General features: G+C 49.0%; 22 protein-coding genes. 14 read left to right on the top strand and 8 right to left on the bottom strand.

Features of this window, described 5'->3' with window-relative positions; translation table 11 throughout:
• Positions 1–136 precede the first annotated feature (136 nt).
• Complete coding sequence (rho, locus tag OXG75_00895) at positions 137–1,462, bottom strand: transcription termination factor Rho (protein ID MCY3624548.1); 1,326 nt, start codon at positions 1,460–1,462, stop codon at positions 137–139.
• A gap of 460 nt (positions 1,463–1,922) precedes the next feature.
• Here rho and OXG75_00900 point away from each other — a divergent pair, with 460 nt between their 5' ends.
• From OXG75_00900 to ruvB, 4 genes are read left to right on the top strand one after another with little or no spacing between them, the layout of a single operon-like run.
• Positions 1,923–2,669, top strand: a complete 747-nt coding sequence (locus tag OXG75_00900; protein MCY3624549.1) for a YebC/PmpR family DNA-binding transcriptional regulator — start codon at positions 1,923–1,925, stop codon at positions 2,667–2,669.
• On the top strand, positions 2,662–3,228 hold the full coding sequence (gene ruvC / locus OXG75_00905; GenBank protein MCY3624550.1) for a crossover junction endodeoxyribonuclease RuvC: 567 nt from the start codon (positions 2,662–2,664) through the stop codon (positions 3,226–3,228). Before OXG75_00900 ends, ruvC begins: the two co-directional genes overlap by 8 nt.
• Entirely contained in the window at positions 3,212–3,796 is a 585-nt protein-coding gene (gene ruvA / locus OXG75_00910) for a Holliday junction branch migration protein RuvA (protein MCY3624551.1), read from the top strand. The genes ruvC and ruvA overlap by 17 nt, the downstream gene beginning before the upstream one ends.
• Positions 3,797–4,822 carry a Holliday junction branch migration DNA helicase RuvB gene (ruvB, locus tag OXG75_00915; GenBank protein ID MCY3624552.1) on the top strand — a complete coding sequence of 342 codons (1,026 nt, stop codon included), beginning with the start codon at positions 3,797–3,799 and terminating at the stop codon, positions 4,820–4,822.
• 23 nt (positions 4,823–4,845) lie between these two features.
• On the opposite strand, the gene OXG75_00920 is transcribed toward ruvB, so the two are convergent.
• Positions 4,846–5,292 (bottom strand): hypothetical protein, encoded by a 447-nt coding sequence (locus tag OXG75_00920; protein ID MCY3624553.1) that lies wholly within the window; start codon positions 5,290–5,292, stop codon positions 4,846–4,848.
• A gap of 291 nt (positions 5,293–5,583) precedes the next feature.
• On the opposite strand from OXG75_00920, the gene tolQ reads away from it, so the two are divergent.
• From tolQ to OXG75_00955, 7 genes are all read left to right on the top strand, one after another.
• Complete coding sequence (tolQ, locus tag OXG75_00925) at positions 5,584–6,264, top strand: protein TolQ (GenBank protein ID MCY3624554.1); 681 nt, start codon at positions 5,584–5,586, stop codon at positions 6,262–6,264.
• A 16-nt stretch (positions 6,265–6,280) separates the two neighbouring features.
• Positions 6,281–6,724 (top strand): protein TolR, encoded by a 444-nt coding sequence (tolR, locus tag OXG75_00930; protein ID MCY3624555.1) that lies wholly within the window; start codon positions 6,281–6,283, stop codon positions 6,722–6,724.
• Between the two features lie 16 nt (positions 6,725–6,740).
• A complete protein-coding gene (locus tag OXG75_00935) occupies positions 6,741–7,598 on the top strand; it encodes a TonB family protein (protein MCY3624556.1) in 858 nt (285 codons plus the stop codon).
• Positions 7,599–7,603: 5 nt separating this feature from the next.
• A complete protein-coding gene (locus OXG75_00940) occupies positions 7,604–8,218 on the top strand; it encodes a histidine phosphatase family protein (GenBank protein ID MCY3624557.1) in 615 nt (204 codons plus the stop codon).
• An 18-nt stretch (positions 8,219–8,236) separates the two neighbouring features.
• Positions 8,237–9,910, top strand: coding sequence for an arginine--tRNA ligase (argS, locus tag OXG75_00945; GenBank protein ID MCY3624558.1), 1,674 nt, complete (start codon positions 8,237–8,239; stop codon positions 9,908–9,910).
• A gap of 2 nt (positions 9,911–9,912) precedes the next feature.
• Complete coding sequence (locus tag OXG75_00950; GenBank protein MCY3624559.1) at positions 9,913–10,440, top strand: SPOR domain-containing protein; 528 nt, start codon at positions 9,913–9,915, stop codon at positions 10,438–10,440.
• Positions 10,441–10,510: 70 nt separating this feature from the next.
• Entirely contained in the window at positions 10,511–11,254 is a 744-nt protein-coding gene (locus OXG75_00955) for a CDP-alcohol phosphatidyltransferase family protein (GenBank protein ID MCY3624560.1), read from the top strand.
• Here OXG75_00955 and rplS read toward each other — a convergent pair.
• From rplS to ffh, 6 genes are all read right to left on the bottom strand, one after another.
• Entirely contained in the window at positions 11,251–11,595 is a 345-nt protein-coding gene (rplS, locus tag OXG75_00960) for a 50S ribosomal protein L19 (GenBank protein MCY3624561.1), read from the bottom strand. The genes OXG75_00955 and rplS overlap by 4 nt on opposite strands.
• Before the next feature lie 131 nt (positions 11,596–11,726).
• A complete protein-coding gene (trmD, locus tag OXG75_00965) occupies positions 11,727–13,025 on the bottom strand; it encodes a tRNA (guanosine(37)-N1)-methyltransferase TrmD (protein MCY3624562.1) in 1,299 nt (432 codons plus the stop codon).
• A 16-nt stretch (positions 13,026–13,041) separates the two neighbouring features.
• Positions 13,042–13,575, bottom strand: coding sequence for a ribosome maturation factor RimM (gene rimM / locus OXG75_00970; protein MCY3624563.1), 534 nt, complete (start codon positions 13,573–13,575; stop codon positions 13,042–13,044).
• A gap of 2 nt (positions 13,576–13,577) precedes the next feature.
• Complete coding sequence (locus OXG75_00975) at positions 13,578–13,817, bottom strand: KH domain-containing protein (protein MCY3624564.1); 240 nt, start codon at positions 13,815–13,817, stop codon at positions 13,578–13,580.
• 62 nt (positions 13,818–13,879) lie between these two features.
• A complete protein-coding gene (gene rpsP, locus OXG75_00980; GenBank protein MCY3624565.1) occupies positions 13,880–14,113 on the bottom strand; it encodes a 30S ribosomal protein S16 in 234 nt (77 codons plus the stop codon).
• Positions 14,114–14,156: 43 nt separating this feature from the next.
• Positions 14,157–15,491, bottom strand: coding sequence for a signal recognition particle protein (gene ffh / locus OXG75_00985; GenBank protein MCY3624566.1), 1,335 nt, complete (start codon positions 15,489–15,491; stop codon positions 14,157–14,159).
• A gap of 205 nt (positions 15,492–15,696) precedes the next feature.
• Here ffh and OXG75_00990 point away from each other — a divergent pair, with 205 nt between their 5' ends.
• The 3 genes from OXG75_00990 (at position 15,697) to polA (ending at position 21,004) form a co-directional block, all read left to right on the top strand.
• The gene (locus tag OXG75_00990; protein ID MCY3624567.1) at positions 15,697–17,289 is read left to right on the top strand and encodes a hypothetical protein; all 1,593 of its coding nucleotides are present in this window, start codon (positions 15,697–15,699) and stop codon (positions 17,287–17,289) included.
• 344 nt (positions 17,290–17,633) lie between these two features.
• Positions 17,634–18,215, top strand: coding sequence for a methyltransferase domain-containing protein (locus tag OXG75_00995; GenBank protein MCY3624568.1), 582 nt, complete (start codon positions 17,634–17,636; stop codon positions 18,213–18,215).
• Positions 18,216–18,316: 101 nt separating this feature from the next.
• Complete coding sequence (gene polA / locus OXG75_01000; GenBank protein MCY3624569.1) at positions 18,317–21,004, top strand: DNA polymerase I; 2,688 nt, start codon at positions 18,317–18,319, stop codon at positions 21,002–21,004.
• Positions 21,005–21,014: the final 10 nt, after the last annotated feature.

A 21,014-nucleotide genomic window follows, 5' to 3' on the forward strand; every position in this document is an offset into this window, starting at 1 on the left:
TGAGACTCAGAACTTTCCTTTCAGAAATTCCACTTTTTAATGTCCGGCATTATCTTCAGGAAGGAATGCACAAATAAAAGAAAACTTATGTGGAAGTATCGCGGTTCTTCTGAGCCGGTTCAGGCACCAGGTGGTCTTACTGGTGCATCATGTTCAGAAAGTCCGTATTGCTTTTAGTTCCCCGGAGCTTGTCGAGGAGAAACTCCATTGCTTCGGTGGTGTTCATCGGATTGAGGATTTTTCGAAGAAGCCATATGCGGTTAAGCTCGGACTCCGCAATAAGAAGCTCTTCCTTTCTGGTTCCCGATCTCTGAAGATCTATGGCAGGAAACACCCTCCTCTCCGCAAGGCGACGGTCAAGATACACTTCCATGTTTCCCGTTCCCTTAAACTCCTCAAAGATAACCTCGTCCATGCGGCTCCCGGTATCTATAAGGGCGGTAGCTATTATGGTAAGGCTTCCTCCCTCCTCCGTGTTTCTCGCCGCCCCGAAAAATCTCTTGGGTCGCTGAAGAGCGTTTGCCTCTATTCCTCCGGAGAGCACTTTCCCGCTTGCGGGAGTCACCGTGTTGCTCGCTCTTGCAAGCCTGGTAAGGCTGTCGAGCAAGATAACGACATCCTTTCCGTGCTCGACATATCTTTTAGCCTTCTCGATCACCATGTCGGCAACCTGTATGTGCCTTTGCGCCGGTTCATCGAAAGTCGAACTCACGACTTCCCCCTTGACCGACCTCTGCATGTCGGTGACCTCCTCCGGGCGCTCATCTATGAGCAGAACGAAAAGCTCAATTTCGGGGTGATTCTCGGTTATCGCATTGGCTATTCTCTGGATTATTATGGTCTTGCCAGTGCGGGGAGGAGCCACTATCACGGCTCTTTGCCCCTTCCCCACGGGCACGAAAAGATTCATCACCCTCGAGCAGAATTCGTCTTTCTCATATTCAAGATCTATTTTCTCTTCCGGGTGAAGGGGAACGAGTCCCTCAAAAGGCGTTCTCTGCCTGCATATCTCCGGAGAGTCGTAGTTTGCCTCCTCTATTTTGAGAAGGGCCAGGTTCTTTTCCCCTTCTCTCGGGAGCCTCACAAGGCCTTTTATCGTGTCCCCGGTTTTCAGGCTGAAAGATCTTATCTGGGATTTCGAAACGTATATGTCGTCCGGACTAGGCAGATAGCTGTATTTGGGAGACCTCAGAAAACCATAACCTTCGGCCAGGATTTCAAGCACCCCTTCGGCTATTATGGAACCATGGCTTTCACTCTGTGCCTTGAGCAGGGAATAGATAAGGTCCTGCTTCGCCATTCTGGCGGTATCTTCAATGCCGGCCTGCCTGCTAAGTTTTATCAGGTCCGAGGGCTTTTTCGCTCTGAGATCGTTCAGGTAAAGCAGCTTGCCGTTTCCGTTTTTCTGCTCTCCCTTTTTCTGGACAGCATCCGCAGCTTCCGCTTTAGAAACTTTTGCCATACGGTAAAACTCCTTGAACTAAGGCATTGTTAAATTTTTTGGTTCAAAAAAATAATCGAAATCTTTTGAAGTGTCAGGAATGCGACAATCTCGCGCGTTAAGAGTTCAAAATGAAAAATCAGTACAACCGATATAGTTAATAGTATTGCCGCGTAACAAGCTTGTCAATATCTAAAATCGAACTTGCCAAGAGAAAAGTCTGATCCGCAGAAAATCCACACCGCTTTTCCATGAGAATCCCGTTCCTGCCTGACAAGCGTATTTAACACCTAGTACCATGCGGCTGAAACTACTTTTAGTAAATACACACAATGAGGAAAAATGTCAAGATGTTTTGGTCTCAGCAGCGCTCCCCGCACGTATAGGGAAGTTTCCGAAGCGCTGTGGCAATTTGAGGGGATTTTCGGTTATACTTTATGCGAGAATATGCAGAAACGGAGAAACAAGGGGGTGAGCTAAGATGGCGGGTCATTCCAAATGGGCGAATATAAAACACAGAAAAGCCGCAGTTGACGCCAAGAGGGGAAAGATATTCACCAAGCTTATCAGGGAGCTTACGGTCGCCGCTAAGGAAGGAGGAGGCGATCCGGAATCCAATCCGCGTCTTCGCACCGCTGTAGCAACTGCGAAGGGTGCCAACATGCCCAACGACACGATAGAAAGGGCCATAAAACGGGGCACCGGGGACATCGAGGGAGTAGTCTACAACGAGATATTTTACGAAGGGTACGGACCCGGCGGAAGCGCCGTATACGTAAAGACCCTTACCGATAACAGAAACAGAACCGTCTCTGAAATAAGAAGAATATTCACCAAACACGGCGGAGGGCTCGGGGAGAACGGCTGCGTTGCGTGGATGTTCGATCTTAAGGGAAGAATCGCGTTTGCCGAAGACTCGGTTGATGAGGATGCTCTTTTCGATCTGGTAATAGACGCGGGGGCTGACGACGTGTGCACCGAGGACAGCGATATCGTGGTTATAGCACCCACAGAGAACTATGAAACCGTAAAGAGAGCGGTCTCCGACGCCGGAATACAGTACGAATCGGCCGAAGTCACCATGATACCGCAGACAAACGTTAGAATCGAGGGCCGGGACGCCGAACACATGATAAGATTGATGGAAGCGCTTGAAGACAGCGACGATGTCCAGAACGTGTACGCCAACTTCGATATAGACGAGCAGTTACTCGAGGCAATTGGATAAAATTTCCGACACCAGGGTCATGGGAATTGACCCCGGATCAAGATCCTGCGGCTACGGAATCGTGGACGGCGCAGGAAACCGGTTAAGCTACGTAACCAGTGGAACAATCACCCCTGTGCCCGGAAACTCCGCTTCTGAAAGACTGAATGATATCTATGTCGGGATCCTGAGGGTAATTGACGATTACGCTCCCTCGGTCGTATCAATCGAGGAGATGTTTTTCGCTAAGAATGCGAGAAGCGCCATAAAACTCGGCCAGTCTAGGGGCATAGCGATCCTGGCGGCGGCGCAGAGAGGAATCCCGGTAAGCGAGTACGCACCCACCAGAGTAAAGCTCGCCCTGACCGGCAGAGGAAGAGCAGGCAAGGAAGAGATGCAGAAAATGCTTTCCTACATGCTCGGAGTCAGCGAATTTCAAAGCACAGACGAGTCAGACGCACTCGCGATCGCGATCTGCCACTTAAGTCTTTCAAAATACGGACTGCCGGACGGCGCTATTGGCAGTGCGGGAAACCGGCGCAGGAAAAAGAGATTCACCGTAAATGATCTATCTGCTTAGAGGCGCAATCGCTTGTAAGGAAATCGGGACCGTAGTCATTGACGTAAACGGGGTCGGTTACGGAGTTACCGTTCCACTTTCGACTTACTATGATCTCGGAGTCGTAGGAGAGGAAGTTGAACTCAAAATACATACAAGCCAGAGGGAAAACAGTATTGAATTGTTCGGGTTTCTCACCGAAGCGGAGAAAAAACTCTTTGAAAAACTCATCGGCGTTTCCGGCATAGGACCGAAAGCAGCCACGAACGTACTTTCGAACATTTCCGCCTCAGAGCTTGTAAGATCCATAATAAACGGGGACTTGGCGCAGAAAAAAATCCGTGGCATCGGCACCAAAACCGCTACCAAGATAGTAAACGAGCTTAAGGACAAGCTTGATGACCTTGCGGCGGACGAAGAGTCCTCGATATCGAACACCATGCTTAACGACACGATTTCCGCGCTACTTAACTTGGGTTACACGAGGGCCGAGGTAGAAAAGAAAACCCCCGAGATCAAAAAAATCATCGAGGTCTCGGGTTCCATAGAAAATGTGCTCCGGGATTCTCTTAAGGTGATAAGAAACTAAATGTCACAGAACACAAGAAAAACCGTTTCGCCCGAATACACGGAAACAGACGAGCTTACGGACGTAAATCTCCGGCCTGCTTTTCTTCGGGACTTTATCGGGCAACCGAACGTTAAGGAACAGGTCGCCATATTCATCGGTGCCGCCAAGGCAAGAGGCGAAGCCCTAGACCACGTCCTTCTCTCCGGCCCCCCAGGACTTGGAAAAACCACTCTCGCCCACATATTCGCAAATGAACTCGGCGTGGGGCTGCACCTTACCTCGGGGCCCGTTCTCGAAAGAACGGGAGATCTCGCTTCCATGCTTACCAACCTTGACGAAAAGGACGTGCTTTTCGTTGATGAAATACACAGAATAAACAGAGTCGTAGAAGAATATCTTTATTCCGCTATGGAGGATTTCAAAATTGACCTCATGATAGGAGAAGGCCCAACGGCAAGATCGGTAAAAATAAACCTTAACAGGTTCACCTTAATAGGAGCAACAACCAGAACAGGGCTTCTCACCTCCCCGTTTCGCTCCCGTTTTGGGGTCGAACTCAGGCTTGACTACTACAGTACAGAAGAGCTCTCAAGCATAGTGAAAAGGTCCTCCGGTATTCTTGGGGTCGAGATAACAGACGAAGGGGCCCGCGAGATGACATCGAGGGCAAGAGGAACCCCCAGAATAGCCAACAGGCTTCTTAAGAGAGTAAGGGACTACGCCCAGATGAAATCGGACGGGCGGATAACCGAAACCGTGGTCAGGGACGCCCTTTCGATGCTTGAGATAGATTCAATGGGTCTTGATAACCTCGACAGGGCGATACTTACCTCCATAATCGAAAAATTCGGAGGGGGTCCCGTAGGAGTAGACACTATCTCAGCCGCGGTGAGCGAGGACAAGGACACAATAGAAAACGTCTACGAACCCTTTCTGATAAGAGAGGGGCTAGTAGAAAAAACCCCTAGGGGAAGAAAGGCTACAAAACTCGCCTACAGGCATTTGGGACTCAGCCCTAGCAAAGGTCAGCCAAAACTTCTCTGATCCACGCAAAAATCTGAAAACATTCAGTCAAGGGGGATTTCCCTTATGAATTCATCCCAGTGATTCCCGGAAATGGAGTCTATTATTTTCCTCGGTTCCTTGTAACCTTTCTCCCCGGGAAATAATTTGCTGTATACCTCGTCCCTCACCTCAAGCCACCTGTCTATCGCCGCGTAGTTCTTGAATTTTACCACGGTTTTGTAGGTCCAAAGTGGCTTTATGGTATGTATTCTCTGTGAATACATCCTGTAATCGTCAACGGTGATGCCCCTCTTTTTCATTTCCTGCCAGAAAGGAAAAAGACGAGTTCTGTATACCCTGAGAAACTCCTCGCGGTTCTCTGGCGCTACAGTATAGAAACTTTCTTCCACCACAATCGTGTATCTGTCCTCCTCCGCGTGAACTGCCACGGCAGTCACGAGGGAAAAAATCAGAATAAAAATAGCTGAAAAACAGTGCTTTTTTGACATTTTGATCCCTCCATTGAGCGGATTATTCACGGATGTTCGCAAACCCCGTACTGTCTTTCAATTCTACCTGACAGCAAAGTTATGTTTAATTCCCCAAAACGGGTAAAATAGTTTAGTTAAGGTTTCCTGTATGATTTTTATCAGCAGTTATCTTTTCGCACGGCATCTGGTTATCCGGCCGCCTGCCACCCGCGACATGGCTTGAGAAATTTACCGACGGAACCGGAATTTTCGAATTTCGCCTAAGCACCCTTTATGAATCTGTTCACGGAAGGAACAAACAACATATTAATGCTGCTTGTAAGCACCGGGCCTGTGGTCAAGGCCGTGCTTCTGCTTTTAGTTTTCATGTCAGTTTTTTCCTGGGCGATTATCTACACAAAATTTCGTCTTCTAAGAAGTTCTTCCAAGAAATCAACCGCGTTTCTCAACCTTTATCATTCAAACGAAGACATGAGGGCACTTCTCTCCTTCTCGGAGAAAGTAGGTGGCCCGGTTGCGGAGTTGTTCAGGGCAGGCTACGCGGAAGTGGTGAAAACGGAGAAGAAGAAAAACCGGGGAGAACTCGATCCTAAGGAATCCGGAGACATTTCTTCCCGTTCCGAATCTGTAGACCTGGTGGAAAGGGCGCTTAACAGGGCGATGACCAAAGAAGCTTCAAAGCTGGAAAAGTCCTTGGTTTTCCTCGCAACCACCGGCAGTTCAGCTCCGTTCATAGGGTTGTTCGGAACCGTGTGGGGCATTATGAACTCCTTTATAGGACTTGCGGGAAGCAAAGGGGTCCCCTCGCTTGAGGTCGTGGCTCCAGGAATCGCGGAGGCTCTTATAGCAACCGCTATCGGTCTTGCGGCCGCCATCCCCGCCACAATAGCTTACAACTACTTTGTCAACCGGGTAAGGGCCATGGAGGTGGAAATGGAGCATTTCTGTGCCGGATTTCTTAACACGGCGGAAAGGTATCTAAACAGGTAGCGGGGAATTTCGCCTCATGGCAGCGGGAAAATTCAACACCGGCTGGCGCAGGTCAGTCCTCTCAGAGATAAACGTCACTCCCTTTGTTGACGTAATGCTGGTTCTTTTAGTTATTTTCATGGTCACCACCCCAATACTTTATCAGGGAATCAGGGTAAACCTTCCGCAAACGGCATCTTCTAAAATCCCGGTCAAAAACCAGAAACAGATAACTGTGACCGTAACCGGGTCCGGAAATATATTTCTCGAAGACACTAGCTACTCCCTTTCAGAAATCGCCACAGCTCTCGGTAAATTAATGGCGGCCGAGGGAACCACGCCCGAGAGCGGACGGGTTTTTCTCAGAGCGGATAAATCAGTCAAATACGGATTCGTGGTAAAGGTCATAGACGAGATAAAGAAAACCGGTGTTGAAAAGCTAAGCCTGATCACGGAATCAAAAAACATAAAGGACAAATAAGCGGACATGTAAAAAGATGAAGGGAGAAAAGAATCATTTTCGCAAAGGACTTTTTATTTCCTTGGGTCTTCATCTGCTGATTGTCTGTCTGCTTGCTCTTGGGGTCGGAAGGCACGGGCCAGTTTCTCCCGAGCAATCAATAGAAGTGTCACTCTCGACCCAAGTTCCGCGCGCCAGCAAGAAAAAATCAGTTGTTAGGGCTCCCAGCCGTCCCAAAAAACCGGAGAAAAGCGCAAAGAAAATCAAAAAACCCGCTAAGGAACAAGTAAAAGCTCCCCAGAAAAAGAAAAAAGCGGATCCTGTGATAACGAAAAAAGAAAAAAGCCCGGATCCCCCTACCCCGCAAACAAAACCAGACGAGAAGCCGAAAGAACCTCCAGTAGCAAGCAAAGAGACACCACCACGCACAGAACCCGAAACGGAAAAGGAAGAAGCGGTCGCCGAGAAAAAAGCTCTTGAATCCGAGAAAAAAGAAGTGATCAGGAACATTAAAAAGGAATCCGTTTTAAGTAACATCAAGAAAAGTGCCGAACAAGCGTCTGTCGAACCGGCTCCCAAAGAATCTGCCCCGGGAGTCATCTCACTTGTGCTTGACGTCTATTACAGAACAATATCGAAACGGATACAGAGGAGCCTGATACTGCCACTTAACATAGATTCCGGTATCCTTCTCGCGGCTCAGGTAAATTTTTACATGAAAGAAACCGGCGAGGTTTACAATGTGGGAATAGAAAGAAGCTCCGGAAACCTGAAGTTCGATTCTTACTGTATAAAGGCCGTAAACGACGCTTCGCCGCTTCCCCCTCCGCCAAGTGAGTTGAGAGAAAGGATAAAGTCGGATTTCTTTGTCATCTCCTGTGAAAGCAAAAAGTGATTCGCATGCGGCTGATACTCGTAAGACACGGAAAAACAGACTGGAATGAAACCGGAAAATGTCAGGGGATAAGTGATGTTCCGCTTAACCCCACCGGAATAGAACAGGCGGAGAAAGTAGCTTTCTCTCTTAAGGACGAGAGTGTCGACCGCATATACTCGAGCAACCTTGTAAGGGCGAAGACGACGGCGGAGAAAATCGCCGCGTACCACTCAATTGACGTTGATATCAGGGATGATCTTCGGGAGATGGACCAAGGAATTTTTGAGGGGCTTGATTTCTCCTATATAAGGGAGAAGTATCCCGACGTGCTTGAACACTGGCGCAAAGACCCGGAGACCTTGCAGTTACCAGGCGGAGAGTCATTAAAAGGGGTTCAGCAAAGGGCTCTTGACGCCATAGCAGATATCAAAAGCCGCTTCGAATCGCAGAACATAGTGGTCGTAAGCCACAATATGGTTATAGGAACACTGTTTTGCAGTTTTACCGGAAGATCCCTTAAGAAATTGCGAGATTACATAGTAGATGAAGCCTCAAAAAGCGTTGTTGAAGTATACGACGGCAGGTTCGTTATAATATCCTTTAACGATATCGATCACCTAGGTCCTCCCGTCGAGTAAGTCAGGCCGCAAAAACTCATGAAGGACGAAATACTGAAAATCATAAAAGAGTCCGTGGATTCGCTCGCGCTACCCGGAAGCCCAATGGGAAACGAGACAGAGTTCGAGGTGTCGGTACCGAAAAAAAAGGAATTCGGCGATTTCTCCACGAATGCGGCGCTCGTTATAGGAAGCATGAAGGGCAAAAATCCCCGTGAAGTCGCGCAAAAAATAGTCAAGGCCATAGAGCAGCGCCAGCACGGTTTCATAGAAAGGCTTGATATTGCGGGGCCGGGATTCATAAATTTTTTCGTTAACGAAACCCTGTTCGAATCACAACTTAGAGAGATTCTTCGTCTCGGCGAAAAGTACGGAGCCTCACTCCAGGGTTCCAGACAGAGAGTGATAGTTGAATTTGTAAGCGCCAATCCTACGGGCTATCTTCATTTCGGCCACGCCCGAAATGCCGTTGTCGGAGACTCGGTATGCAGAATACTTTCCTTTTGCGGATACGGAGTGATCAGAGAATTCTACATAAATGACGCAGGCAGGCAGATGGATATGCTCGGCGAGTCGGTATACTCGGCTCTCGCACAGTCCTACGGACTCGCAAGAGAGCTTCCAGAAGACGGCTATCGCGGCAAGTACATCTCAGAACTCGCCGAGGAAATAAAAAAATCGGAAGAATGCCCTCAAGTGCCTGGGGATGAATCGGAAGCTATAGAGTTCTGCAGAGAGTTTGCTTACTCAAGGCTTCTTGAGGAAATAAAAACTGACCTTCTGAACCTAAGGGTGGATTTTGACAACTGGTACAGCGAGAGAATTAAAATACACGGTCGCGGTTCTGAAGAAGGAAAGCTGGACAAGACTCTTACCAAACTCGAGGATCTTGGGACAGTTGAAAGAAAAGAGCAGGCGCTCTGGTTCAAGGCTTCCCTATACGGGGACGGCAAGGACTGGGTAATAATAAAAAAAGACGGTGCTCCGACTTACTTTCTATCCGACATAGCCTACCACATGGATAAATATTCAAGAGGATTTTCCAAGTTAATAAACGTCTGGGGAGCCGATCACCACAGCCACGTATCGCGTCTTAAGTCCTCTATGAAGGCTCTGGGCCTAGATGAATCTTCTCTGCAGGTGCTCCTTATACAGTTCGTGAGGCTCGTAAGAGACGGTGTGGAAGTTCCGATGTCGAAGAGAACGGGAGATTTCGTTACTCTCCGCGAAGTGCTTCGCGAAGTTGGGTGTGACGCCACGAGATTCTTTTTGCTCATGAGAAGCTCCGACAGCCACCTTGATTTTGATCTTTCACTGGCAAAAAAGGAGTCCAGCGAAAATCCCGTTTACTACGTTCAGTACGCAAACGCTAGAATTTCAAGTCTGATGAGGAACTCAGAGGAAGCGGGGATTAGTGCCTCGGAGGAACATCTTAATCTCCTTTCAGACGATGAGGAACGAAGCATAATGAAAATACTTCTCAGGTTCCCCGAGGTAGTCCGTTCGGCGGCCGAGTCGCTTTCCCCGCACAAAGTGGTTTATTATCTTCAGGAATTGGCGGCCGAGTTCCATTTTTATTACAATAAGACGAGAATTCTGGACTCGGAGAACACCGACATGGCCTCCGCGAGACTCTACCTAGCACGCTGCGTACAGGTGGTAATAGAAAACGGTCTCGGTCTTCTCGGAATAAACGCCCCCAGAAGTATGTAAAAATGGCTGAAGAAAAAAAAGAAAAAAATCCCCGGATTCTGCGTCTTTCTCTGGTTTTTCTCGTTGTTTTCACAATGGTGTTTTCCCTGGGAGTCGTGGTGGGGAAAAAATTCATCCCCGCGGACGAGCCTGTCTCGGCGGAGAAATCCCCAGGACTGCTGGAAAAACTGTTTTCGTTTATTTCGCAAGAGAAAACCCCAGGCGACGAAGCGGAAAAACTGGCCTCCACCCCAGATGAAAAAGATCCATCCGCCCGTGACAAGTACTTGTCGGCGATGATCAATCCTGACCATAAATACACCATTCAGATCAGCTCTTTCCTGAGCAAAAAAGTCGCCAACCGAACCGTGAGATTCTACAAAGACAAGGGATATCCCGCTTTTATAAAGGAGTACTCGCCTTCTGAAATCACAACTTTCTACAGAGTGAGGATAGGAACCTTTCAATCCAAGGAACAGGCACGGGAATACGGAAACGAAATAAAGGAGAAAGAAAGGGACTTCAAGTTCTACGTAACTGTTAACGACTGAACGGCAGAAGACAGCCGTATGTCGTCTACCCCAATAGACTACAGAGAAAATTACAGGGTATTATCTTTTTATGGAAAACGAATGGTCAAAACCTAACTCCGAGGAAGCTGACGAGAGGTCTAAAACCGGGAGAAAACCGGACTCTTCCAAGCTTCTCTCAGGCGGGATCAAGTCCTGGTGGGTCTTTCTCATGAGGCCCATAGAGGACTTTCTTATAGAAAGGGAGTTCCGCCCCAACGTACTCACCATTACCACCCTGATAGTTTCCGCACTTGCGGGATGGTTTTTCCATCTGGGCATGATCTTCATAGCCGGAGTTCTGCTGCTTGCCGGCTCGACTTTTGACATTTTCGATGGAAGGGTGGCGCGAGCCCAAGGCCTTAATTCACCCAGAGGGGCTTTTTTTGACTCCTGCGTGGACAGATATTCAGAAGTTCTTATCTACTTGGGTCTTCTGAGCTTTTTCAAAGACACTTTTTTCGTCTATATCGTTTTCCTTACAGTCAGTTGTTCCATGATGGTCAGCTACACAAGGGCCAGGGCCGAGGGACTTGGAATCGACTGCGAGGTGGGGATAATGCAGAGAGCCGAGAGGGTAGTTTACTTGGGGGTTCTCTCGACGTTTAACTTCCTTGGCAACATAATTACCTTTCTCATGGGGCTTGGAAACAGGGATTACCTTCTGAAGCTTTCAGTCCTCATTCTCTTCGTCTTTTCCTTATACACCTCAATACAGAGAATGGTTCACGTAATGAGCAAAATGGAGAAAGCCGAAAACGGCGGGACTGACGGAACTGGAAAAGTCGCAGACTAGGAAGTTCTCTCTCTTATTCTGCTGGCTTTCTTTGAAAGGCCTCTTAGGTAGTAAAGCTTGGCTCTTCTCACGCGGCCTTTTCTTTTTACTTCTATTTTCCCTATAAGAGGGGAATGCAGGGGAAAAATTCTCTCGACACCTATACCGTAGGAAACCTTCCTTACCGTGAAAGTTTCCCTGAAGCCCGAACCTTTTTTGGCTATCACGGTACCTTCAAAAACCTGGATCCTTCTCCTTTCACCTTCCTTGATGTTGTAGTGGACCGATACCGTGTCCCCAGCTCGAAATTCCGGCAGGTCGGTTCTCAGGTGCTTTTTTTCAATTTCTGCTATGATTCCCATTTTCTCAATCTTCCTTTTCGCGGGATGTTGAATATACAGAACCCCATGGGGATTGTCAAAATATTAAAAGGGTTTTTTTCGGCTGCTTCAGGAAGCTTCCCGAGACGTCCGTCCCAGCCGGTTTCAGCGGATCAGGCTCCGCAGGAAAGCAACCTGTCAAGCACTATGGCGGCCGCGCTTCTCACCGAAAGATGGTTGAATTCACTATAGCCGCTTATGGGTTTCAGAACGTAGTCAGCTGCTTTTATTGTCTCAAGCGTGAGTCCCCATCCCGTACCGAAAAGAATCAGAAAAGGCTCCGTGTTCTCGAATATTTTTTCCCGAAGCACCCGGTAGCCAGTCATGTCGTCTGAAAAGCGGGCGTCAGTAACCACTATTTTCGGTTTTTCCCCTTCGATTTCCTCTATCTGCTCGACGGTCTCCTCAATAGTATTCATTATGGTTATGATGCCGAAAGCCTTGCTTTTGGTCTCGTTAAAATTCCTCCCCTCTCCCTCGATCCAGTGATCGACGAGTCTGCCCGCAAGGCGGCGCTGCTCTTCGACAGGGTTTATCAGATAGAATTTTTTGACCCCGTACGTAGTGGCGTCCCTTGATATGTCGTGCGCGTCTATGCTCTTAAAGGCGGTTGAGACGACTTCGAGACGGTTATTATACGCCGGATAATGCACAAGGGCTATGTAAACCCTAAAATCCGGAGAATTGCCGACCTTGAGTTCCTTTAGGAAAGCGTCTTCTTCTTTGGAAAGTTGGGCGTCGTCAAGGGAAGCGGGGTTGTGGGTGAAAGTACTTTTTATGCTCTCCTGCCTCCTCCATTTCCTTATTTTTTCGTGGTCTCCTGAAAGAAGCAGCTCGGGAACTTTTTTTCCTCTGTATGTTCGTGGCTTCGTATACTGGGGATACTCAAGAAGCCCGTTTGTAAGAGACTCAGAGGAAAGAGACTCAGTGTTTCCGAGAACCCCCGGAAGGTATCTTGATACGGCATCCACTATCAGGGAACATGCGTATTCTCCCCCGGAATTTATGTACTTCCCGGTTGATATCTTCATATCAACATATAGTTCGCTCACCCTGTCGTCCACCCCTTCGTAGCGGCCGCAGAGGATTATCAGCTGCTCAAACCCGCAAAGTTCTTGCGCCTTGCGATCATCAAACTCTTCTCCCTTGGGAGTAGTCAGAATTACGGCGGAGCGAAGCCCCTTTTTTCTTATACGGCCGATGGCATCCCCTATAGGTCCCGGGGTCATAAGCATTCCGCTTCCCCCTCCGTACGGAGTATCATCGGTTTTTCCATGCTTCTCCGCTGAATAAGTTCTCAGATCGTGGACGTTTATCTCCACCGCCTTGTTTTCAACGGCCCTGCTTATTACTCCGAATGAAAAAACGGAATCAAAAAACCCGGGAAAAATTGTCACTATGTCAAACTTCATCGCAGTATCACGGGAATTACTCGAGGAGCCCCTCTACTGGTTCCACGGTGATCATCGAACCGTCAAGATCCACCGTGGTTACGAACTTCTTGACAAACGGAACTAGGAATTCCCGCCCCCGTTCCAGACTCTTTATCACGAGAATGTCGTGTCCACCCGAATCGATAAGATCCTTCACCTCCCCAATATTATCTCCGTGGGAGGTGCGGACCCGAAGCCCGATGAGGTCAGTCCAGTAATATTCATCTTCTCCCGGGGGATGCAAATCGTTTTTTTCGACCAGAACATGGAGATTCTTAAGTGCGTCGGCAGCCTCGGGGGTATCGATGTCCTTTAGCTTAACAATTGCGACGTTTTTCTGGATTTTTATCTGGGACAGACTGAATCTTCGGGGTTCTTTGCGGTTGGGAATTTCTACATAGATTTTTCCTAACCCGGAGAGGGTTTCGGGATGCCCGCTGAAGGCGAACACCTTCACTTCACCGTAAAGACCATGTCTTTTGGTTATCTTCCCGTAGAGAACAAGGTTTTGTTTCGCGCTTTCCGGCAATGCTATTCAAGGATCTCCAAGACAGCGCGCTTTTTCATTTTTGCGGCCGCGGCGCTCAATATGCTGCGAATCGCCTTTGCGGTTCTCCCCTGTTTTCCAATTACCTTCCCCAAGTCTTCGGAGGCTACTCTAAGCTCAATAACCGTAGTTTTTTCGCCCGCCACCTCTGTCACCTGGACCTCCTCGGGGTTGTCGACAATGGATTTAGCCATGAATTCGACAAACTCTTTGAGCTGACTCATAAGGAGCATCCCTCCTGAAACTAGAATCTTTGTGTATGAACTTTCGTGTGGAAGAAAATGTGCTACGTAACCTGCGATATGAGCTTGCTTACCCTGTTGGTCGCCTTGGCACCGTTATCCATCCACGCTTTCACTCTTTCCATGTCTACCTTGAGTTCGTGAGGTTTTTTCCGCGGATCGTAATGTCCCAGTATTTCAAGAAACTTTCCGTCGCGCGGGGAACGGACATCCGCAGCGACTATCCTGTAAAACGGCCTCTTCTTAGATCCTATTCTGCTCAACCTTATCTTGACCAAACTGCTGTTACCTCCTGAAGTCGGGGTTAAAGATATGCTCCCGTCATCTGAATTTCGTCATTCTTTTTGCTAGTTTACCCATTTTCCCCATGTTTTTCATCATGTTTCGCATCTGTATGTAGTTTTTTACCATGCGGTTCACATCAGGCACTGTAGTTCCGCTTCCCTTGGCGATTCTTTTTCTGCGACTGCCGTTTAGGATAGCATGATTCCTTCTTTCAGACACCGTCATGGAATTGATTATCGCAAGGCTCTTTTTTATCTCTTCCTCCGCCTTCGCCATCGCTTCGGGGTTATCGGTAACCTTTTTCATCCCCGGGACCATGTGGGCTATGCTTTCTATTGAACCGAGTTTGCTCATGGCCAGTATCGATTCCCTGTAATCTTCGAGGGAGAACTGCTTTTTCGATATTCTCTCCGCGAGTTTTTTCGTTCTTTCCTCTTCAAAAGCGTCTTCCGCCTTTTCTATGAGGCTCAGAACGTCTCCCATTCCCAAGATTCTCGAGGCTATTCTCTCGGGGTGAAAAACCTCAAGTGCGTCGGCCTTCTCTCCCGTTCCGAAAAACTTTATAGGCTTGCCGGTGGTGGCCTTTATCGAAAGGGCCGCCCCTCCCCTCGCGTCCGCATCCATCTTCGTGAGAATTACGCCGTCGAGATCAACGGCGTCATCAAAACTCTGCGAAACGTTCACGGCATCCTGTCCCGTCATCGAGTCGGCAACAAGGAGGATTTCATGGGGATTTACCTTCTTCTTTATGCTTCCCAGTTCATCCATTAGCTCGCGGTCAAGATGAAGGCGTCCGGCCGTGTCTATGATCACCGCGTCCGCCCCATGTTTCGCCGAGGCAGAGACCGCATCCGCGCACACGTCCACGGGGTCAGAACCGGCCACGGTATCGTAGACGCTTACGTCTATTTTTTCTCCGAGCACCTTGAGCTGCTCTATCGCGGCAGGACGGTAGATATCGGCGGGAACCAGAAGCGGGGTCTTGCCATAGCGTTCCTTGAGAAACTTGGCAAGCTTCGACGCCGTGGTGGTTTTTCCCGAACCCTGAAGCCCAACCAGCATTATTATCACGGGCGGCGCGACGCTCAGATTCAGAGGTTCGTTTTCCAGCCCCAGAATGCCGGTAAGTTCTTCTTTGACTATCTTTACGAACTGCTGTCCCGGGTTGAGACTCTTTTCGACTTCCCGGCCCAGTGCTCTTTCCTTGACAAGCTCGGTGAACTGGCGGACCACCCTGAAATTGACATCCGCTTCAAGAAGGCTGAGACGCACTTCGCGAAGTGCGTCCTCTATGTTCTTTTCGCTGAGTTTTCCGTAGCCCCCTATTCTCTTGAGGGTGGTGCCGAGTTTTTTCGAGATTCCTTCAAACATCGCTTCGCTGAGCTCTGGTTCCAAGATCCTGAGGGTCACGACTGCAATTTATATAATACCGGAATTAAGAAATACAATCTTTCCGCAATTAAGGCAATAAGGGATTCGAGAGCCTGCACTGACACAGTGGCAAAGTTCACTTGACTTGACTAGGGGGGGGGTAGATTATCGTATTAGCAAAATTGACTCATGGAGGTGATGAAATATGAGCGGCAGGCTTCTGCGTGTTTACATCCTTGCCCTTGCTCTGGGGCTTTTTCCTTTGTATGGCTGCGGAGGGGGAGGAGGGGGAAGAGGAGGTTCATCTCGACCATCCGCAGGGGATGTACTGGACAGCGTCGTATCAGAAGCTGATAAGAACAACGCCGGGGATGAAATTTCCGAAGCTGCAGAGAATGAACCGAGCGTGGGTAGCGTTACCCAATCCTCAAATGCCAATAACGGCATCACGACAGACAGGGTTTCAGTTGAGGCTTCATACAGTGGAGGACAAGTTCGATACATTGTTCGGAACAGTAGCGCCGGATGGTCCGTTGACAGCACCACAGATACAGTGTTGAACCGGCTTGGAGGAAACAACTGGGACGGGATTGAACTGATAAAAAGACTGCCGGGAGGATATCTTTACGTCGATGTCTATTCGGAGGAAAGAACAAGGGAGAGAAAAGATTACATAGCCGGCGGAGTCTGGATATATGTGCCGGACAGCACCACCGGAACTGACGATTTAGAATTGGGTGTCTTCGGAGATGGCAGCGATCCCTTCACACAGGGAAATCTCTCCGGCCTGGACGTGAGCAACCCTGTGACCTATGAAGGGGACGCCACCGCTATGTATTCTGAAGAAGGCAGTATTTATTTTGCTGAAGGGAAAGTGACTTTGACTGTTGATTTTGATCGCGGAACCGTGAAGGGGAAGATTCATTCCTTTCTTGATGAAGAAGGCTATCCCATTGAAGGAACAGTAACACTGGAAGAGGCAGATATCGGGAATTCAGACAGCGGTTTCTTCCGAGGTGATACGGATTTGGCACATTCAAGTCCAAGTATAGTGGGAGCGGAAGGCAAATGGGGTGGACAGTTTTTCGGAAACGGGAACAGAATTCCAAGAGCAGTGGGAGGAACCTTTGGCGTTACAACGGCTGGCGGAGAAGTTGCCGGCTTGGGCGTATGGGGCGCACTGAGTCCCCGCATGCCGCAAGGGTCTGAACCTGCTACCACATCCAAATGTGGTACAGGTAACGCGGACGGTCAAAGCTGTACGGTTAGAGTTGCCGGCCAGACGGTAACACTAAATCCCGATGGTTCATGTGAGCAGGGCAGTATTAGAAGTGGAAGCGGGGCTATCAGCATTAACGGCGTGAATATCTGCGAGCAAGCGGCCGAAAGCGCTGGAATTAATTGGACGCCCGGAAGGGGTTTTGGAGATGGCGGAACTGGCCCTCCACCCGACACTTCCGGGAGAGTGCCTTCTCACCCGAGCATATTGAGTCACCGAATTTCACCACAAGAACTAGAACCTGGAGGATCAGGTGAGGTAATTGTCACTTATAGCAGGGTTCCAGAGGCGACTGATTATAAAGTGCATATCAATGTTGGTATTGCCGATTTTCCACTTACTTACAGGAGAGATGGACCAGGTTGCGACGTTTTCCCCACCGCGGATCATGTTGTAGAAACCACGAGCACAACCCATATACAGAGATTTGAGGTTCCTGACGCTCCTGGGTTTAGAGTGTACTATAGGGTAGCTGTGCAGGCCTGCAACGCGACTGGCTGCTCCTGTCCTCCTCAGTGATAAGCTTTACGGCGTATTCCCTTCTCCACTGTTATGCGGTGGGGGGAGGATGCACGGCGGCAGCACCGACACATGATAAACTCACTCCCACGCTGGAAATATCCGCATGGAAGAAGGCGTCTGGTTCTGATTCGAGATGAGAGAATTCCGAACTCGCGGTTGTTAGGTATGGATAACTTGCTCCGTCCATTGCGCAATAGCCGACGGCCGCAGGCAGAAGGGTGCGGGCACGGTGTTCAGGCCGTCTCATTTTCAGAGCAGTAGAAGCCATCATAAAAAGTTCAGTGGACAAAGCTGTCCCAGTCATTATACTTAGCCGCACTGATGGTTTGTCGGAGGTGCCGTTGAAACTCGGAGCATACGGTTACATAAAACAGTTTCTCAGAGATCCAAAGCGCACCGGCTCCATAGGGCCTTCAAACGAGGAGCTGTCGGAGCTTGTCACCGAGACCGCCCGGCTCAACGAAATGGGAACCGTGGTGGAACTTGGCTCTGGAACCGGGGTTTTCACCGAGAAGATTCTTGAGAAGAAAAGTCCGGAAGCACTGTTTTTCGCAATAGAGATCAATCCCGAGTTCTGCGAGGCGACCAAATCACGATGTCCTTCCGCGACAGTCTACAGGGATTCTGCGGAGAACATGAAAAAATATCTCGAGCAGCACGGAAAAGATTCCTGCGACTGCATTATCTCAAGTCTCCCTTGGGCCGTATTTGACCACGGAACCCAAGACAGACTGCTTAATGTCATCTGGGATGTACTCAAGCCTGGAGGCAGGATGATCACATTCAGCTATTCAATCAGCATGATGGTTCCAAATGCCAGAAGATTCCGCTCAACGCTCCGAAACAAGTTCACAAGCGTCGTTAAGTCGAAGACCGTCTGGTCCAATTTCCCTCCAGCGTTTGTTTACAGCGCGGAAAAATAACGTTGTCTCCGACGCCGCCCAAAACCACACCAGCAAGCTGATTCTCCCACCGCAAGGACGGTTGGGTATACTTAATGAATAACGCGTAAGCGGTTTCTTTCATGTCCCAGCACCCGCTCTATCTGATTGACGGCAGCTCATATATATTCAGAGCGTATTACGGCGTAAGGGCCGATCTTTCCACCTCCGATGGGTTTCCAACCAACGCCGTCTACGGATTTGCAACCATGCTTCTTAAGTTTCTCAGGGAATACGAACCGAGGTACCTGGGGATGGTGTTCGATTCCAGGGGAGAAGTGTTCAGAAACGAAATATACCCTGAGTATAAGGCCAACAGGGACGAGGCTCCGGAAAGCCTCCAGCTCCAGTTCTCTAAGATTTTCGAACTGGTACGGGCATTCTCAATACCCATGCTCGCAATGGAGGGATATGAGGCCGATGACATCATAGGAACCATAGCCAGGGCACAGGGAACATCAAAGGTGGTTCTGGTCACCGGAGACAAGGATTTCTGCCAGCTGGTGTCTGAGAACGTGACTCTGGTTGACACAATGAGGGAACGTGTAACCGGAGTGCAGGAAGTGCACCAGAAGTACGGGATCGAGCCCGGACAGATGATTGATTTCTTCGCTCTTGTGGGAGACAAGGTTGACAACATTCCGGGAGTGGCGGGCGTAGGGGGGAAAACCGCTTCGGCCCTTATATCCAAGTACGGGAATCTTGACGGCGTATATAGAAACCTTGAAGAACTTCGCCCCAGCGTCGCGAAGAGGCTAAGAGAGCACAAAGACAATGCATACCTCAGCCGAGAGCTCGTTACCATAAAAACTGATGTCGAAGTAGGAACCGGAATCGAGGACTTCAGATACGGTGGATACGCGGCCGAAGATCTTCAGGAAATATTCTCAGAGCTTGAATTTGAAAAGCTCCTAGACGAAATCGGTGCATCCCGTACGCCAGGCGAAAGTGAAGCAGTAAGATACGATTCCTACGAAACTGTTTTCGATGAGATGTCCCTCGGCCAGGTCATAAGAATAGTAGAGGAGGCAGGAGAACTCTCAATAGATCTCGAGACGGATTCTAGACTGCCGATGAACGCAGGGATAGTCGGCTTTTCACTGTGCACAGCCCCGGGACGGGCTTTTTACGTTCCCGTAGGACACACGGGAATCATGGAAGCCGAAAAGCAGATGAAACCTGAGACCGCACTTTCTATGCTGAAACCAGTTCTCGAGTCCGAGGGCATAAGGAAAATAGGACAGAATATAAAATACGATATGCTCGCACTTAAAAATCACGGCGTCAGTCTCAGGGGAATTTACTTTGACACGATGCTGGCCGCACACCTGCTCGACGCTTCCCGGGGAAGCTACAAGCTTGACGAACTCTCAAGAACTGAGCTTGGCCACAAGATGATTTCCTACGATGACGTTACAGGAAAAGGGAAATCAAGGAAGAACTTCGCCGAAGTTGATATCGAGACGGCAGCAAGGTACTCGTGCGAAGATTCGGACGTGGCGCTTATTCTTTCAAGAAAATTTCTTGAGACTCTGAAAAAAGAGGGGCTCTGGGACCTTTACAGGGAAAATGTTCTGGGCCTTGTTCCGGTTCTTTGCGACATGGAGTTCACGGGAGTGAGCGTCGACACCGCTATTCTCGGGAAAATGTCTGAGGAGTTCGAGAGGGATCTCGATTCCATCGAGGGCGGAATATATGAAAAAACCGAAGGAAAGTTCAACATAAACTCGACAAAGCAGCTCTCCGAAGTGCTCTTCGAGAAGCTAGGACTTCCCGTTAAGAAAAAAACCGCGAAAGGCGCCTTTTCCACCGATTCCGAAGTTCTAAGGGATCTGTCGACAATCCACGAGGTGCCGCGTCTCATACTCAGACACAGGTTTCTCTCCAAGCTGAAATCTACCTACATCGACCAACTTCCGAGACTCATAAATCCGGTCACCGGAAGGATTCACACCTCTTTTAACCCTGCCGGCACCTCAACCGGCAGACTGAGTTCCAGCGATCCCAACCTTCAGAACATCCCGATAAAAACCGGGGACGGAAAAAGAATACGAAAATCGTTCGTGGCAAAAGACGGCTGCGTTATACTGTCGGCTGACTATTCCCAGATAGAGCTTCGTCTGCTCGCCCATTTCTCTGAGGACCCGATCCTGCTTGAAGCTCTCCGAGACGATAAGGATGTGCACGTCGCAACGGCCTGCGAAATCTTTAACGCAAGCGAAGACCAGATCACCTCCGAGATGCGAAACCTCGCTAAGACCATAAACTTCGGGATAATATATGGCATAAGCGCTTTCGGGCTCTCAAAGCAACTCGGTACCACGGTCTCGGTATCAAGAAATTACATAAACAGATATTTTGACAGATATTCTGAAGTGAAAACCTATATGCAGGCATCAGTTGAAGAAGCCAGGAACAGGGGCTACACAGAGACGCTTGTTGGGAGAAGAAGGCCGATACCGGAGCTTGTTTCGGGAAACAGGGTAGAGAGGGGAAGAGGAGAGCGTGAGGCTATAAATACTCCGATACAGGGATCCGCAGCGGATATAATAAATTTGGCCATGATCCGCATATTCAGAAGACTTGAAGAGGGAGAATTTCGCTCGAAAATGATCCTCCAAGTTCACGACGAGCTTCTCTTTGAGGTTTACGAAGCAGAGCTTGAAAAACTACGAACTCATATAAAAAACGACATGGAAAACGCCTGGGAACTCAGAGTACCGCTTAGAGTGGAAATGCGCGCCGCAGAGAACTGGGCCGAGGCTCACTAAGAATACAGTA

It is taken from the genome of Candidatus Dadabacteria bacterium, from assembly GCA_026705445.1.
GTDB lineage: Bacteria > Desulfobacterota_D > UBA1144 > Nemesobacterales > Nemesobacteraceae > Nemesobacter.

Coding starts and splice junctions, on each gene's coding strand:
- OXG75_00940 (MCY3624557.1), top strand. CDS start 7,604: ATGCGGCTGATACTCGTAAGACACGGAAAAACAGACTGGAATGAAACC.
- OXG75_00900 (MCY3624549.1), top strand. CDS start 1,923: ATGGCGGGTCATTCCAAATGGGCGAATATAAAACACAGAAAAGCCGCA.
- rplS (MCY3624561.1), bottom strand. CDS start 11,595: ATGGGAATCATAGCAGAAATTGAAAAAAAGCACCTGAGAACCGACCTG.
- ruvB (MCY3624552.1), top strand. CDS start 3,797: ATGTCACAGAACACAAGAAAAACCGTTTCGCCCGAATACACGGAAACA.
- rho (MCY3624548.1), bottom strand. CDS start 1,462: ATGGCAAAAGTTTCTAAAGCGGAAGCTGCGGATGCTGTCCAGAAAAAG.
- OXG75_00935 (MCY3624556.1), top strand. CDS start 6,741: ATGAAGGGAGAAAAGAATCATTTTCGCAAAGGACTTTTTATTTCCTTG.
- ffh (MCY3624566.1), bottom strand. CDS start 15,491: ATGTTTGAAGGAATCTCGAAAAAACTCGGCACCACCCTCAAGAGAATA.
- OXG75_00920 (MCY3624553.1), bottom strand. CDS start 5,292: ATGTCAAAAAAGCACTGTTTTTCAGCTATTTTTATTCTGATTTTTTCC.
- polA (MCY3624569.1), top strand. CDS start 18,317: ATGTCCCAGCACCCGCTCTATCTGATTGACGGCAGCTCATATATATTC.
- OXG75_00955 (MCY3624560.1), top strand. CDS start 10,511: ATGGAAAACGAATGGTCAAAACCTAACTCCGAGGAAGCTGACGAGAGG.
- OXG75_00990 (MCY3624567.1), top strand. CDS start 15,697: ATGAGCGGCAGGCTTCTGCGTGTTTACATCCTTGCCCTTGCTCTGGGG.
- argS (MCY3624558.1), top strand. CDS start 8,237: ATGAAGGACGAAATACTGAAAATCATAAAAGAGTCCGTGGATTCGCTC.
- ruvA (MCY3624551.1), top strand. CDS start 3,212: ATGATCTATCTGCTTAGAGGCGCAATCGCTTGTAAGGAAATCGGGACC.
- OXG75_00950 (MCY3624559.1), top strand. CDS start 9,913: ATGGCTGAAGAAAAAAAAGAAAAAAATCCCCGGATTCTGCGTCTTTCT.
- tolQ (MCY3624554.1), top strand. CDS start 5,584: ATGCTGCTTGTAAGCACCGGGCCTGTGGTCAAGGCCGTGCTTCTGCTT.
- trmD (MCY3624562.1), bottom strand. CDS start 13,025: ATGAAGTTTGACATAGTGACAATTTTTCCCGGGTTTTTTGATTCCGTT.
- OXG75_00975 (MCY3624564.1), bottom strand. CDS start 13,817: ATGAGTCAGCTCAAAGAGTTTGTCGAATTCATGGCTAAATCCATTGTC.
- tolR (MCY3624555.1), top strand. CDS start 6,281: ATGGCAGCGGGAAAATTCAACACCGGCTGGCGCAGGTCAGTCCTCTCA.